The organism is Kitasatospora sp. NPDC086009 (assembly GCF_044540385.1).
Lineage (GTDB): Bacteria > Actinomycetota > Actinomycetes > Streptomycetales > Streptomycetaceae > Kitasatospora.
In genome coordinates this window covers 274,475-287,565 of the sequence record NZ_JBITSA010000005.1, presented here as the reverse complement: position 1 = coordinate 287,565, position 13,091 = coordinate 274,475, and the positions used below count along the sequence as shown (strand labels likewise).

The window sequence follows — 13,091 nt, the reverse complement described above, 5'->3', positions numbered from 1 at the left end:
CCCCGCCTGCGGAAATCCGGTTGGCCGGGCCTGCCGGTGGCAGCGATGATGCGGTTATGTCGCGTACGTTCGAAGAGCTGATTGCCGAGGCCGAGGCCGTGTCCGTCGATGGCTGGGACTTCTCCTGGCTGGACGGGCGGGCCACCGAGCAGCGCCCCTCCTGGGGCTACCAACGCCTGCTGGGGGAGCGGCTGGCGGCGGCCTCGGCGGCGCTGGACATCCAGACGGGCGGCGGCGAGGTGCTGGCCGGCGCCGGTCCCCTGCCGCCCGCGATGGTCGCCACCGAGTCGTGGCCGCCCAACGTGGCCCGGGCGACCGGGCTGCTGCACCCGCTGGGAGCGATCGTGGTCGCGGACCCGGACGAACCCCCGCTGCCCTTCGCCGACGGGGCGTTCGACCTGGTGACCAGCCGTCACCCGGCGACGGTCTGGTGGGCGGAGATCGCCCGCGTGCTGCGGCCCGGTGGTACGTACGTCGCGCAGCACGTCGGCCCGGCCTCGGTGTTCGAGCTGGTCGAGTACTTCCTCGGCCCGCAGCCGGAGGCCCGCCTGGCGCGGCACCCCGACACCGAGAGCGCCGACGCCCGGGCCGCCGGGCTGGAGGTGACGGACCTGCGGTCCGAGCGGCTGCGGATGGAGTTCTTCGACATCGGCGCGGTCGTGTACTTCCTCCGGAAGGTGATCTGGATGGTGCCCGGCTTCACGGTCGCCGCCCATCGCGACCGGCTCCACGACCTGGACCGGCAGATCCGCGCCGAGGGTTCGTTCGTCGCCTACTCCGCACGCTTCCTCATCGAGGCCCGCAAACCGCTGTGACCTCGCGGCCGGGGGGCGACGGCCGAGCTGGTCGAGCGGCTCGGTCGGGACACCGCCGAGGAGGTGCGGTGCCGGGTCGCGTCGGACCCGCGGCTCTCCGCGGCGTCGGCGGTCCGGCTGCTCGACGACCCGGGGCCGGGGGTCCGTCATGCCGCCGCCCGCAATCCCCGGCTGCCCGCCGCCGTCCTGGTCGCCCTGCTGCGCGAGCCCGACAGCGCGGCGGTCGCGGCCGGGAACCCCGGCCTGCCGGTCCCGGTGCTGCGCGCACCGGACCGGCGGGCCGGGACGCCGGTCCGGCCGGAGGGCTGACGCGGCCCGCCGTCCGGAGCCTCGTCCCCGTCCGGAGCCGGTCCCGCCCGGCGGGCCCGCTACAGGGTGCCCGCCCAGGAGTTGGTGCCGAGCAGGGTCTTGATGTCCGAGGCGAGTCCGTTGTCGGGGTTCACCAGGAAGCCGAGTTCGTAGAGGGTGTCCTTGTCCCAGTTGGTGGTCAGCAGCCGGACCGGGACGTCGCCGGGGTGGGCCTGGAGGGCGAGCTTCAGCTCGCCCACCACGGTCGGGGTGATCTTGCCGAGCGGCGCGGTGATCTGCACCGGCGGCTTGGTGCCGAGTTCGGCGGAGGAGACGTCGAGGGTGGTGATCTCCTGGCCGAAGATGCTCAGCGAGCCGTCGCGCTCATTGAGCCGGCCCCGGGCCGAGATGACGTTGTCCTCGACCATCTGATCGGCCATCAGGTTGTAGGTGGCGGGGAAGAAGAGCACCTCGACCGAGCCGTCGCGGTCGGCGAGGGTGATGATGGCCCAGGCGTTGCCCGCCTTGTTGATCCGCCGGTCGACGGCGGTGATCAGGCCGGCGAGGCGCACCTCGCCCTCGGTGCGGCCGGAGCCGAGGAGTTCGGCGATGGAGGTGTCGCGGTTGCGGGAGAGGATGTGCTCGGCGCCGTCCAGCGGGTGGCTGGAGACGTACAGGCCGAGCATCTCCCGTTCCAGGCTGAGCAGTTGCCGGCGCGGCCACTCCCGGTCGGTCAGTTCGAAGTCCAGCCCGATGGCCGGTGCGCCGCCGTCCCCGGTGTCCAGGGCGCCGAACAGGTCGTCCTGGCCGATCGCCTGCTGCTTCTTCAGGCCGGTGACGGCGTCGATCGCGCTCTCGTGGACGGTGCTGAGCGACAGGCGGGTGTGGCTGAGCGAGTCGAAGGCGCCCGCCTTGATCAGGGAGTCCACGGTGCGCTTGTTGCAGACCACCAGCTCGACCTTGTCCAGGAAGTCCGCGAAGGAGGCGTACTTGCCCTTCTCCTTGCGGGTCTTGACCAGGGACTCGATGACCGGCACGCCGACGTTGCGGACGGCCTTCAGACCGAACCGGACGTCGCTGCCGACGGCGGTGAAGTCGACCACGGACTCGTTGACGTCGGGGGACAGGATCTTGATGCCCATCTGGCGGCACTCGGCGAGGTAGACCGCCATCTTGTCCTTGTCGTCCGCCACCGAGGTGAGCAGCGCCGCCATGTACTCGGCGGGGTAGTTGGCCTTGAGGTAGGCCGTCTGGTACGAGACCAGGCCGTAGGCGGCGGAGTGCGACTTGTTGAAGGCGTAGCCGGCGAACGGGACCAGCACGTCCCAGACCGCCTGGATGGCCTCGTCGGAGTAGCCGCGCTCCTTGCAGCCCGCGTGGAAGGGGACGAACTCCTTCTCCAGCACCTCCTTCTTCTTCTTGCCCATCGCGCGGCGGAGCAGGTCGGCCTGGCCGAGGCTGTAGCCGGCCAGCACCTGCGCGGCTCGCTGCACCTGCTCCTGGTAGACGATCAGACCGTAGGTGGGGCCGAGGACCTCGCTGAGCGGGGCCTCCAGCTCGGGGTGGATCGGGATGATCTCCTGCTGGCCGTTCTTGCGCAGCGCGTAGTTGGTGTGCGAGTTCATGCCCATCGGGCCCGGCCGGTACAGCGCCGAGACGGCGGAGATGTCGGCGAACTCGGTGGGCTTCATCAGCTTGAGCAGGGCGCGCATGGGGCCGCCGTCGAGCTGGAACACGCCCAGGGTGTCGCCGCGGGCGAGCAGTTGGTAGGTGGTGGGGTCGTCGAGCGCGATCTTCTCGATGTCGACGTCGATGCCCCGGTTGGCCTTGACGATCTTGATGCAGTGATCGATGATGCCCAGGTTCCGCAGACCCAGGAAGTCCATCTTGATCAGGCCCATGGCTTCGCACGACGGGTAGTCGAAGCCGGTGATGATCACGCCGTCCTTGTCCCGCATGTGCAGCGGGATCAGGTCGAGCAGCGGGGTCGAGGAGAGGATGACGGCGGCGGCGTGCACACCGGTGCCGCGGATCAGGCCCTCGATGCCCAGACCGGTGTCGATGATCTTCTTGACGTCGGGCTCGTTCGCGTACAGCGAGCGGATCTCGGTGCCCTCGTTGTACCGCGGGTGCTTCTCGTTGAAGAGGTCCGCGAGCGGGACGCCCTTGCCCATGACGTCCGGCGGCATCGCCTTGGTGATCCGGTCGCCCATCGCGAACGGGTAGCCGAGGATGCGGTTGGCGTCCTTGACGGCGGCCTTGGCCTTGATCGTGCCGAAGGTGTTGACCTGCGCGGTGTAGGCGGAGCCGTACTTCTCGGTGACGTAGCGCACCATCTGGTCGCGCTGGCGGTCGTCGAAGTCGATGTCGACGTCCGGGGGGTTGATGCGCTCGGGGTTCAGGAACCGCTCGAACAGCAGGTCGTGCTCCAGCGGGTCCAGCTCGGTGATCCGGGTGAGGTAGGAGACCATCGAGCCGGCCGCCGAGCCTCGGCCCGGGCCGACCGGGATGCCGTTGTCGCGGGCGTACTGGCAGATGTCGGCGACCACGAGGAAGTAGGCGTCGAACCCCATCGGGGAGATGACGCCCATCTCCAGCTCGATCCGGTCCAGGACCTCCTGGCTCGGGTTGTCGCCGTAGCGGACCTTCAGCCCGGCGTCGATCTTCTTGCGCAGGAACGACGCCTGGGTCTCGCCCTCGGGGACGTCGAACTGCGGCATCCGGTCGACGTAGGTGAAGACGTCCTCGTACGACTCGACCCGCTCGGCGATCGCCAGCGTGTTGTCGCAGGCCTCCGGGAGCTCGCGGAACAGCTCGCGCATCTCGTCGGCGGTCTTGATGTAGTAGCCGGTGCCCTGGAACTTGAACCGGTTCGGGTCGTCCTTGTTCTTGCCCACGCCGACGCAGAGCAGGCTGTCGTGCGCGTCCGCCTGGTCGGCGGTGACGTAGTGCGAGTCGTTGGTCGCCAGCAGCGGGATGTTCAGCTGCTTGGCCAGGCGCAGCAGGTCCTGGCGGACGTCCTGCTCGATGGACAGGCCGTGGTCCATCAGCTCCAGGAAGTAGTTCTCCTTGCCGAAGATGTCCTGGTAGGCGCCGGCCGCCTTGACCGCCTCGTCGTACTGCCCGAGCCGCAGCCGGGTCTGCACCTCGCCCGAGGGGCAGCCGGTGGTGGCGATGATGCCGGTCGCGTTGGCCGCGATCAGCTCGCGGTCCATGCGGGGCTTCATGTAGTAGCCCTCCATCGACGCGAGCGAGGAGAGCTTGAAGAGGTTCCGCAGACCGGTCGCGTTCTGCGCCCACATGGTCATGTGGGTGTAGCGGCCGCCGCCCGAGACGTCCTTGCCGCCCTCGCCGTCGGAGCTCGCCGGGCGCTGACCGCCGGGGGACCAGAACACCTGCTTCTTCAGGAAGCGCGAAGCCGGGGCGACGTAGGCCTCGATGCCGATGATCGGCTTCACGCCGGTCTTGGCGGCGGCGTGGAAGAACTCGTACGCGCCGAACATGTTGCCGTGGTCGCTCATCGCGATGGCCGGCATGCCCTGCCGCTCGGCCTCCGCGAAGAGCTTCCCGTTCTTCGCCGCTCCGTCCAGCATCGAGTACTCGGTGTGGACGTGCAGGTGTGCGAACGTGTCGGACACGGCGGTGGGCTCCTTGTCGGTGCGGCGCGGTGCTGCGCGCTTCGGTGCGTGCGGTGCGCTTCGCTGCGGGGCGCGAGGCGGTACGGGTGGGGCTCCGGCGGGTGCGGGCGGGGCGCGGTGCACGGGGCCGGTGGGGCTGGCGGTCCGGGGGCGTAAGCCGTCCAGGCTAGCGGGTCCCGGGCCCGGACTCGCGATCGCGGCGGCCGGTCCCGCCCGGGCGGCGTGTCGCGGGCGCGGTGCTTGACAGCGCCCTCGGCGGCGCACTGCCGACGGGGGCGGTCGGGTTCGACCCGGCGACGGGAGTGGATCTTGGACGGCTAGGCTGCTGCCCCGTCACGTCCTCGTGGAGGGCGCTTGGGAACGAGGGCGGGAGCCAGCTCATGATGGGACCGGCGCATGCGCTGTCGGGTGCGGCAGCGTGGCTGGGGGCGGGGGCGATCGCCGCGGGGCTGGGCGAGCCGATGCCCTGGCCGGTGCTGCTGGCGGGAACGCTGATCTGTGCGGGGGCCGCGCTGGCGCCGGATCTGGACCACAAGGCGGCGACGATATCCCGGGCGTTCGGGCCGGTGTCCCGGACGCTCTGCGAGGTGATCGACAAGCTCTCGTACGCGGCCTACCGGTCGACCCGGAAGAAGGGCGACCCGCGCCGCTCGGGCGGGCACCGGACGCTGACCCACACCTGGCTGTGGGCGGTGCTGTGCGGCGCCGGCGCGGCCGCGGTGGCGGTCTACGGCGGCCGCTGGGGCGTGCTGGCGGTGCTCTTCGTGCACATGGTGCTGGCGATCGAGGGGCTGCTCTGGCGCCACGCCCGGGTCTCCAGCGACGTGCTGGTCTGGCTGCTCGGGGCGACCAGCGCCTGGGTCCTGGCGGACGTCCTGGACAAGCCGGGGAACGGCTCGCAGTGGCTGTTCGACCAGCCCGGGCAGCAGTACCTGTGGATCGGCCTGCCGATCGCGCTCGGCTCGCTGGTGCACTGCCTCGGGGACGCGCTGACGGTCTCGGGCTGCCCGGTGTTCTGGCCGATCCCGATCGGGCGCAAGCGCTGGTACCCGGTGGGGCCGCCGAAGGGCATGCGGTTCCGGGCGGGCAGCTGGGTCGAGCTCAAGGTGCTCACACCGGTGTTCATGGGCCTCGGCGGGGTCTGCGCGCTGGGGGCGCTCGGCTTCTTCGGCTGAGCCGTGCGGCCAAGGGTGCCCCTGACGTCCCGGGGTGCCCGGCCGTCAGCCGGGGCGGACGTCGCCGTGCACCGGCCACCGGCGGTGGTACTGGTCGATGACGAAGCGGTGCCCGTGCCGCCAGCCGCCGGCGGCCGGGTGGGCGTCGCCGAGGTGGGGGTGGTCCGGCGGCAGGTCGGCGTGGACGTGGTCCAGCTCGGCGGCCTCCCGGGCGGGCCAGAGGGCGGTGGCGGCGGCCGCCGAGGCGAGCGCGACGGCGCCGAGGGCCGCGGCGGTGGCCGGGAGCCCGGCTCCGGCGGCCAGCCAGCCGGCCAGCGGGTAGGTCAGCAGCCAGCAGGAGTGGGAGAGCGAGAACTGCGCGGCGAAGGCGGCCGGCAGGTCGGCGTCGGCCGCGGAGCGGCGCAGCACCCGGCCGCCGGGGGTGAGGACCGCCGAGCAGGCCGCGCCGATCGCCGCCCAGGCGGTCAGCACGGCGCCCCAGGACCACGCGCTCGGGGCGGTGGCGGTGACGGCGGCGACGCCCGCCAGGACCACCGGCAGGGCGAAGGCGGCCGGCAGCATCACCGCCCGGTCGCCGATCCGCCCGAGCACGCGCGGCAGCAGCAGCGCGGCCAGGATGGAGCCCGCGCCGTACGCGCCGAGCGCGAGCGAGAGGGCGCCGGCCGGCCGGTGGAAGTGCTCGCGGACCAGGACGACGGTGTTGACGAAGACGATGGCGCCCGCGGCGGCGACGCCGAGGTCCAGGGCGAGCAGGGCCCGCAGCCGGGGAGTGGCCCAGAACAGCCGGGTGCCGAAGGCGGCCTTGGCGTAGACGCCGCCGGCGCGCTCGACGGGCGCCGGTTTGGGCAGGACGGCGGAGACCACCAGGGCCGCCGAGGCGAGGAAGCCGGCGGCGGTGCCCGCGAACAGCCAGCCGCTGGAGAGCAGGGCCAGCAGCCCGGCGGCGAGGGCCGGGCTGAACAGGCTCTCCAGGTCGTAGGCCAGCCGGGACAGCGACAGGGCCCGGGTGTAGTCGCGCTCGGCGGGCAGCACCTCCGGCAGGGTGGCCTGGAAGGTCGGCGTGAACGCGGCGGAGGCGGCCTGGAGGAGGAAGATCAGGGCGTAGACCTGCCAGACCTGGGTGACGAACGGCAGGGTGAGCGCGACGGCGGCCCGGGTGAGGTCCATGGCCACCATCAGGGCCCGGCGTGGGATCCGGTCCGCCAGCGCGCCGGCGAGCGGGGCGATGGTGACGTACGCCACCATCTTGATCGCCAGTGCGGTGCCGAGGACGGCCGAGGCGTGGTCGCCGGCGATGTCGTAGGCCAGCAGACTCAGCGCCACGGTGGCCAGACCGGTGCCGACCAGGGCGACGAGCTGGGCCGTGAACAGGTGGCGGTAGGTGCGGTTGCGCAGGATGGCCGGCATGCGGTGGTCCCGTCCCCGGTCGGCGTCGTGCGGGTACGCCCACCATCGTAGCCAATATGTGCGTACCTGTGCACATGTTCCCGGCGGCGAGGGCCGTGCCGGCGGTGGTGACGGCCGCGGCGACGGCAGGGTTGGCCCAAAGCGGCGGCGACCGCACAGGTGGCGGCCCTTACGGCACTCTGATTTGCCAACCCTTTACACTCCTGTAGAGCTGGTGACCCGTTCCCCCCGGACCGGGCCGCCCGCCGACCGGCCACCCTCGTCGCAGTGAAGGAGTCGCGGACCCCGCGATGGACGAACCTCCCAGTTCTCACCGTGCTGTTCCCGTCAAGACGTGTTCGACCAACGGGGCGGGGGTGGCACGGTGACCGACGTCCTGCTGCTGCTCCTCGCCCTGGTGCTCACCGCCGCCTGCGCGGTCTTCGTCGCCGCGGAGTTCTCCCTGACCACCGTCGAGCGGGGCGCCCTCGAACGCGCCGCCGACGCCGGTGAGCGCGGCGCCCCCGTCGCGCTGAAGGCGGCCCGGCGCCTCACCTTCCAGCTCTCCGGCGCCCAGCTGGGCATCACCATCACCAGCCTGGTGATCGGCATGGTCGCCCAGCCGGCCGTGGCGGGGCTGCTGCGCGCACCGCTGGAGGCCCTGGGCCTGCCGAGCGGCGCGGTCAACACCGTCGGGATCCTGCTCGGGGTCCTGCTCTCCACCGTCGTGCTGATGGTCGCCGGCGAGCTCGTGCCCAAGAACTGGGCCATCTCGCGCCCGCTCGCCGTCGCGAAGGTGGTGGCCGGGCCGCAGTACTACTTCTCGGCCGCCTTCTCGCCGCTGATCGGGCACCTCAACAACACCGCGAACCGGGTGGTGCGGCGCCTGGGCCTGGAGCCCGCCGAGCACCTCGCCTCCGCCCGGACGCCGCAGGAGCTGGTCGCCCTCGCCCGGCACTCCGCCCGGGCCGGCGCGATAGAGCCCGACACCGCCGAACTCTTCGTCCGCTCGCTCAACCTGCGCGAGCTGACGGCGGAGAACGTGATGACCCCCCGGGTCGACGTCCGGGCCCTGGAGGAGCACGCCACGGCGGCCGACGTCGCCAACCTCACCCGGGCCACCGGGCTGTCCCGGTTCCCGGTCTACCGCGGCAACCTCGACCAGGTCGTCGGCGCCGTCCACATCAAGGACGCGCTCACCGTCCCCGCCGACCGGCGCCACCTGCACCCGGTGGCGAACCTGGTGACCGAGCCGCTGCTGGTGCCCGAGACGCTCACCGTCGACCGCCTGCTGGACCTGCTCCGCGGCGAGGAGACCATGGCGGTGGTGATCGACGAGTACGGCGGCACCGCCGGCATCGCCACCCTGGAGGACATCGTCGAGGAGGTCGTCGGCGAGGTCGTCGACGAGCACGACCCGGCCGAACTGCCCGACCTCATCGACCTCGGCGAGGGCCAGGACGGCCGCCACCGCTGGGACGCCGACGGCATCACCCGCACCGACCAGCTCGACACCGTCGGACTGCCCGACACCGAGGGGCCGTACGAGACCCTCGCCGGACTGATCGCCGACCACCTCGGCCGGATCCCCGTGCCCGGCGACGTCGTCGAGACCCACGGCTGGACCCTGCACGTCACGGCCGTCGCGCACCACGTCGCCGAACGCGTCCGGATCAGCGGCCCGGCACCCGACGCCGACCCGGACACCGGTACCGCCGACGGCACCGGACGTCGCCCGGAGGAGAACCGATGACCGCGATCCAGCTCGTCATCGGGCTGCTCACGCTGGTGACCAACGCCTTCTTCGTCGGCGGCGAGTTCGCCCTCATCTCGGTGCGGCGCAGCCAGATCGAACCGCGCGCGGAAGCCGGCGACCGGCGCGCCCGCACGGTGATCTGGGGTCTGGAGCACGTCTCCGCGATGCTGGCCACCGCCCAGCTCGGCATCACCGTCTCCTCGCTGGTGCTCGGCGCGGTCGCGGAACCCGCGATCGCCCACCTGCTGGAGCCCCCGCTGCACAGCGTCGGCGTGCCGGACGCCCTGATCCACTCGATCGCCTTCGTCGTCGCGCTGACCGTGGCGACCTACCTCCACATGCTGCTCGGCGAGATGATCCCCAAGAACATCGCCCTGGCCGCGCCGGAGAAGGCCGCCTACCTGCTGGTGCCGCCGCTGGTCGCGGTGACCCGCGCGGTACGGCCGATCGCCTTCTCCATCAACGCCTTCGCCAACCGGATCCTGCGCCTGCTGAAGGTCGAGCCCAAGGACGAGGTCGCCTCGGTGTTCACCGAGGAGGAGCTGGCCCGCATGGTCAAGGACTCCTCCGACGCCGAACTGCTCAGCGACCGCGACACCGAGCTGTTGCGGGACGCCCTGGAGCTGGGCTCGCGCCCGGTCTCCGAGGTGGTCACCCCGCGCGAGGAGATCGTCTTCGCCGGCCCCGGCACCACGCCGGTCGAGCTGGAGCAGCTCGCCGCCCGGACGGGGTTCTCCCGCTTCCCGGTGCTGGACGCGGACCGGACGGTGCTCGGCTACCTGCACATCAAGGACGCCCTGGAGCAGGACGGCGCCCGCGACCGGCCGTTCCCGGCCCGCGCGCTGCGCCCGATCGCGCGCGTCCCCGAGTCCACCCCGCTGGACGACGTGCTGACCGCCATGCGCCGCTCCGGCACCCACCTGGCCGCCGCGATCGCCGCCGACGGCACCGCCTCCGGCCTGGTCACCATGGAGGACGTCCTCAAGGAGCTGGTCCGCCCGGCCCCCGCGCGGCCGTAGCGGCGGGCGGGACGCGCGCCCGCCGTCCGCACCCGTGACACAGCCCGCCCCGGACGCCACCGGGGCGGGCTGCGGGCTTTCCGGGGCCGCCGCCGAGCCGGCGCGACCGGCGACCGCCCCAGCCCGCCCGACGACCCGCCCGCCCGGCAGGGGCGGTTTCGGCCATCCGGAGCCGGAGCGGCGCAAGAGGCACCCTTGTCGCCGCGGGCCGGGCAGCTGTTCCATGGCGGCATGGTCCGAAGCGAGCTCGTTCTGATGACCGATCACAGCTCGACCGAGGGCAGCCGGGAGATCCTGTCGACCGCCGTACGGGAACTCACCGGCCGGGCACCCGTCCTCCTCGACGCCCGGCACTTCATGACCGGCGGCACCGGCCGGATCTCCGGCTCCGGTGCTTCCGGCGCGGGCGGCGGCCTCCGGCTGGAGGTGCCCGGCGAGGGCGTCGCCGTGACGGCCGGGGCGGTGATCGTCTACGAGATCCCGCCGCACCGGCGCCGTGACTTCGAGCAGTGCCAGCGCCTGCTCAGCGCCCACGGCGCCCGCTCGCTCGGCACCGACGTCGACGCCTGGCGGGTGGCCACCGAGAAGGACCGCACCGTCGAACGTTTCACCCGGGACGGCATCGCGCACATGCCCACCGTCGCTTTCTCCCGGCCCGCCCCGGGGGCCGTCGCCGAGGCCTTCGGCCGGCTCGGCGGCGACGTCTGGGCCCGGCCGACCGTCGGGATGGGCGGCAACGACGTCTTCCACCTCACCACCGCTGCCCAACTCGCCGCCGCCGCCCGCTACTACGCCGAGGCGGGGGCCGACTGGCTGATCGCCCGCGACGCCCGGAACTTCACCGCGGACGGCCGGCGCCACCAGTACCGGGTGGTGGTCCTCGACGGACGCGTGGTGCGCGCCGTCGAGCACGTCCAGCCGGACCCGGACGCGCCCTGCAACGAGAGCCGGGGCGCTCTCTCGGCCGTCCTTCCGGAAGGTGAACTACCGGCCGGTCTGGCCGAGTTGGCGATCTCCGCGACCAAGTCGCTCGGCCTCCCGCTGGCCGGCGTCGACCTCGCGGCCGAGAGCGGCGGCGTGGTCTTCGAGGTGAACGTCCACCCGCAGTTCGGCACCGTCGGCGGCCTGGAGTCGACCGCCGTCCCGTACGTGGCCGCGCACCTCTAGCCGGGGCCGGGGCGCCACTCCGGTCGGGGCCCTGGTCGGAGGCACGGGCGCGCGGGTACTAGAATCGGGACAGTTGTGCAGGCACCTCGTTCGGTGAGGCGTCGCCACGGACACAGGCCACTGACCCCACGACGTCGAGAGACGCCCAGGTTCAGGACAGGTCTCCCCGGCCTAAGGGGTGACCCCAAGTGGCTGCGCCCCCGGGCGCTACGCCGTGGCGTGCCAAAGCTCTGACGAGATCAGGGGTGCCCACCCGTTCCCGCAGGGCAGCCGTGCCCTCGGCCGTACGGCGTGGCTCGCTCCCTGATGGCCCGGTAACGGCGACCCGGGGTACGGGCGCCCCGACGGCGAGGAGGTGAGAGCTGTGGATCCCAGTAGTCCGGGCCGAAGTCGGCCCTGCCCCGGCACCGCCCCCTCTTCTCCTGGCCCCCGGCACCCCTCCTCCCGTACCGCTCCCGCTCCCCGCCGCCGCACCGCCCGTCGCTGACGACGGGCCACCGCGCGGCCGGGCGCCGTGCGCGGTGGAGGCCGGCCGGGCGCCTCCCCACCCGCCCCGGCTTCCCGCGACCGACGTCCCGGGAGCGCGGCGGACACCGAACCGTGGAGGTACCCCGCCATGTCCGACTGGCGTGTGCGCGCCGTGCGCGCGAGCAAGCGTCCGTTCTCCCGCTCCGACAACACCGCCCCCGGCGGCGAGGTCCAGCCGGCGCCCGAGCACTCGATGGACCCCCGGCCCGACCAGCCGGTCGAGCCCGTGGCGCTGGAGCGCTCCGTCGTGGAGGCCGCCGTCTACCGCGACGGCCGCCGGGTCGAGCCGCCCGCCAGCCTCGCCGACATCTACCGCCAACTGCCCGCCAAGCCCGGCACGATGGCCTGGATCGGGCTGTTCCGGCCCGCCGAGGCACAGCTGCTGGAGGCCGCCGAGCGGTTCAACCTGCACGAGCTCGCGGTCGAGGACGCCATCGTCGCCCACCAGCGGCCGAAGCTGGAGCGCTACGGCGACACGCTGTTCGTCGTGCTGCGCGCCGCCCGCTACCTGGACGACGTGGAGGAGGTCGACTTCGGCGAGGTCCACCTCTTCGTCGGCCCCGACTTCGTCCTCACCGTGCGCCACTCGCAGGCGCCCGACCTCTCCGCGGTGCGCCGCCGGCTGGAGGACGACCCGGAGCTGCTCGCCCTCGGCCCCGAGGCCGTGCTGTACGCGGTGCTCGACGCGGTGGTCGACGGCTACGCGCCGGTGATCGCCGGTCTCCAGCACGACATCGACGAGATCGAGACCGAGGTGTTCGGCGGCGACCCGCAGGTCTCCCGGCGCATCTACGAACTCTCCCGCGAGGTGATCGAGCTCCAGCGGGCCACCCGGCCGCTGCTGGAGATCATGAAGAGCCTGGAGGCGGGCTTCGGCAAGTACGGCACCGACGACGAGCTCCAGCGGTACCTGCGTGACGTCGCCGACCACGCCACCTACGCCGCCGAGCGGGTGGACGGCTTCCGGCAGATGCTGCAGAACATCCTCACCGTCAACGCGACCCTGGTGTCGCAGCGGCAGAACGAGGAGATGAAGCAGCTGGCCGAGGCCGGGCACATGCAGAACGACGAGATCAAGAAGATCTCCTCCTGGGCCGCCATCCTGTTCGCGCCGACCCTGATCGGGACCGTCTACGGCATGAACTTCGAGAAGATGCCCGAGCTCAAGTGGGCCTTCGGCTATCCGTTCGCGATCGGCCTGATGGCGCTGGTCTGCGTGAGCCTCTACTTCATCTTCAAGCGGCGCGACTGGCTGTAGCGGGGGAGCGGGACGGGGACCCGGCCCCGGGTGTACGGGGTCGGGACGCCAGGAGTACGGG

9 protein-coding genes and 1 riboswitch are annotated in these 13,091 nt (G+C 72.6%); of the genes, 7 read left to right on the top strand and 2 right to left on the bottom strand.

Annotated features, from left to right (window positions below; translation table 11 throughout):
- Window positions 1-56 precede the first annotated feature (56 nt).
- Both ACIF6L_RS15720 and ACIF6L_RS15715 read left to right on the top strand, forming a co-directional pair.
- Window positions 57-815: a class I SAM-dependent methyltransferase gene (locus ACIF6L_RS15720; protein WP_359804686.1), complete on the top strand. Its 759-nt coding sequence runs from the start codon at window positions 57-59 to the stop codon at window positions 813-815.
- A gap of 63 nt (window positions 816-878) precedes the next feature.
- Window positions 879-1,124, top strand: coding sequence for a hypothetical protein (locus ACIF6L_RS15715; RefSeq protein WP_396487434.1), 246 nt, complete (start codon window positions 879-881; stop codon window positions 1,122-1,124).
- Between the two features lie 59 nt (window positions 1,125-1,183).
- On the opposite strand, the gene dnaE is transcribed toward ACIF6L_RS15715, so the two are convergent.
- Window positions 1,184-4,741, bottom strand: coding sequence for a DNA polymerase III subunit alpha (gene dnaE, locus ACIF6L_RS15710; protein WP_352290743.1), 3,558 nt, complete (start codon window positions 4,739-4,741; stop codon window positions 1,184-1,186).
- 380 nt (window positions 4,742-5,121) lie between these two features.
- Here dnaE and ACIF6L_RS15705 point away from each other — a divergent pair, with 380 nt between their 5' ends.
- The gene (locus ACIF6L_RS15705) at window positions 5,122-5,916 is read left to right on the top strand and encodes a metal-dependent hydrolase (RefSeq protein WP_329491395.1); all 795 of its coding nucleotides are present in this window, start codon (window positions 5,122-5,124) and stop codon (window positions 5,914-5,916) included.
- Between the two features lie 45 nt (window positions 5,917-5,961).
- Here the strand turns inward: ACIF6L_RS15705 and ACIF6L_RS15700 are convergent, their stop codons facing one another.
- Window positions 5,962-7,323 carry an MFS transporter gene (locus ACIF6L_RS15700; protein WP_396487431.1) on the bottom strand — a complete coding sequence of 454 codons (1,362 nt, stop codon included), beginning with the start codon at window positions 7,321-7,323 and terminating at the stop codon, window positions 5,962-5,964.
- 364 nt (window positions 7,324-7,687) lie between these two features.
- Here ACIF6L_RS15700 and ACIF6L_RS15695 point away from each other — a divergent pair, with 364 nt between their 5' ends.
- The 4 genes from ACIF6L_RS15695 to ACIF6L_RS15680 all read left to right on the top strand — a co-directional run bounded on the left by ACIF6L_RS15695 (window position 7,688) and on the right by ACIF6L_RS15680 (window position 13,030).
- A complete protein-coding gene (locus ACIF6L_RS15695) occupies window positions 7,688-9,055 on the top strand; it encodes a hemolysin family protein (protein WP_359804887.1) in 1,368 nt (455 codons plus the stop codon).
- Window positions 9,052-10,077 carry a hemolysin family protein gene (locus ACIF6L_RS15690; protein ID WP_352290741.1) on the top strand — a complete coding sequence of 342 codons (1,026 nt, stop codon included), beginning with the start codon at window positions 9,052-9,054 and terminating at the stop codon, window positions 10,075-10,077. Before ACIF6L_RS15695 ends, ACIF6L_RS15690 begins: the two co-directional genes overlap by 4 nt.
- Before the next feature lie 255 nt (window positions 10,078-10,332).
- Window positions 10,333-11,244 (top strand): RimK family alpha-L-glutamate ligase, encoded by a 912-nt coding sequence (locus tag ACIF6L_RS15685; RefSeq protein WP_396487429.1) that lies wholly within the window; start codon window positions 10,333-10,335, stop codon window positions 11,242-11,244.
- 78 nt (window positions 11,245-11,322) lie between these two features.
- Window positions 11,323-11,496, top strand: a riboswitch (M-box (ykoK) riboswitch).
- 364 nt (window positions 11,497-11,860) lie between these two features.
- Complete coding sequence (locus ACIF6L_RS15680) at window positions 11,861-13,030, top strand: magnesium and cobalt transport protein CorA (protein WP_329491400.1); 1,170 nt, start codon at window positions 11,861-11,863, stop codon at window positions 13,028-13,030.
- The last annotated feature ends 61 nt before the right edge of the window (window positions 13,031-13,091 follow it).

Coding starts and splice junctions, on each gene's coding strand:
- ACIF6L_RS15690 (WP_352290741.1), top strand. CDS start 9,052: ATGACCGCGATCCAGCTCGTCATCGGGCTGCTCACGCTGGTGACCAAC.
- ACIF6L_RS15680 (WP_329491400.1), top strand. CDS start 11,861: ATGTCCGACTGGCGTGTGCGCGCCGTGCGCGCGAGCAAGCGTCCGTTC.
- ACIF6L_RS15705 (WP_329491395.1), top strand. CDS start 5,122: ATGATGGGACCGGCGCATGCGCTGTCGGGTGCGGCAGCGTGGCTGGGG.
- ACIF6L_RS15720 (WP_359804686.1), top strand. CDS start 57: ATGTCGCGTACGTTCGAAGAGCTGATTGCCGAGGCCGAGGCCGTGTCC.
- ACIF6L_RS15700 (WP_396487431.1), bottom strand. CDS start 7,323: ATGCCGGCCATCCTGCGCAACCGCACCTACCGCCACCTGTTCACGGCC.
- ACIF6L_RS15685 (WP_396487429.1), top strand. CDS start 10,333: ATGACCGATCACAGCTCGACCGAGGGCAGCCGGGAGATCCTGTCGACC.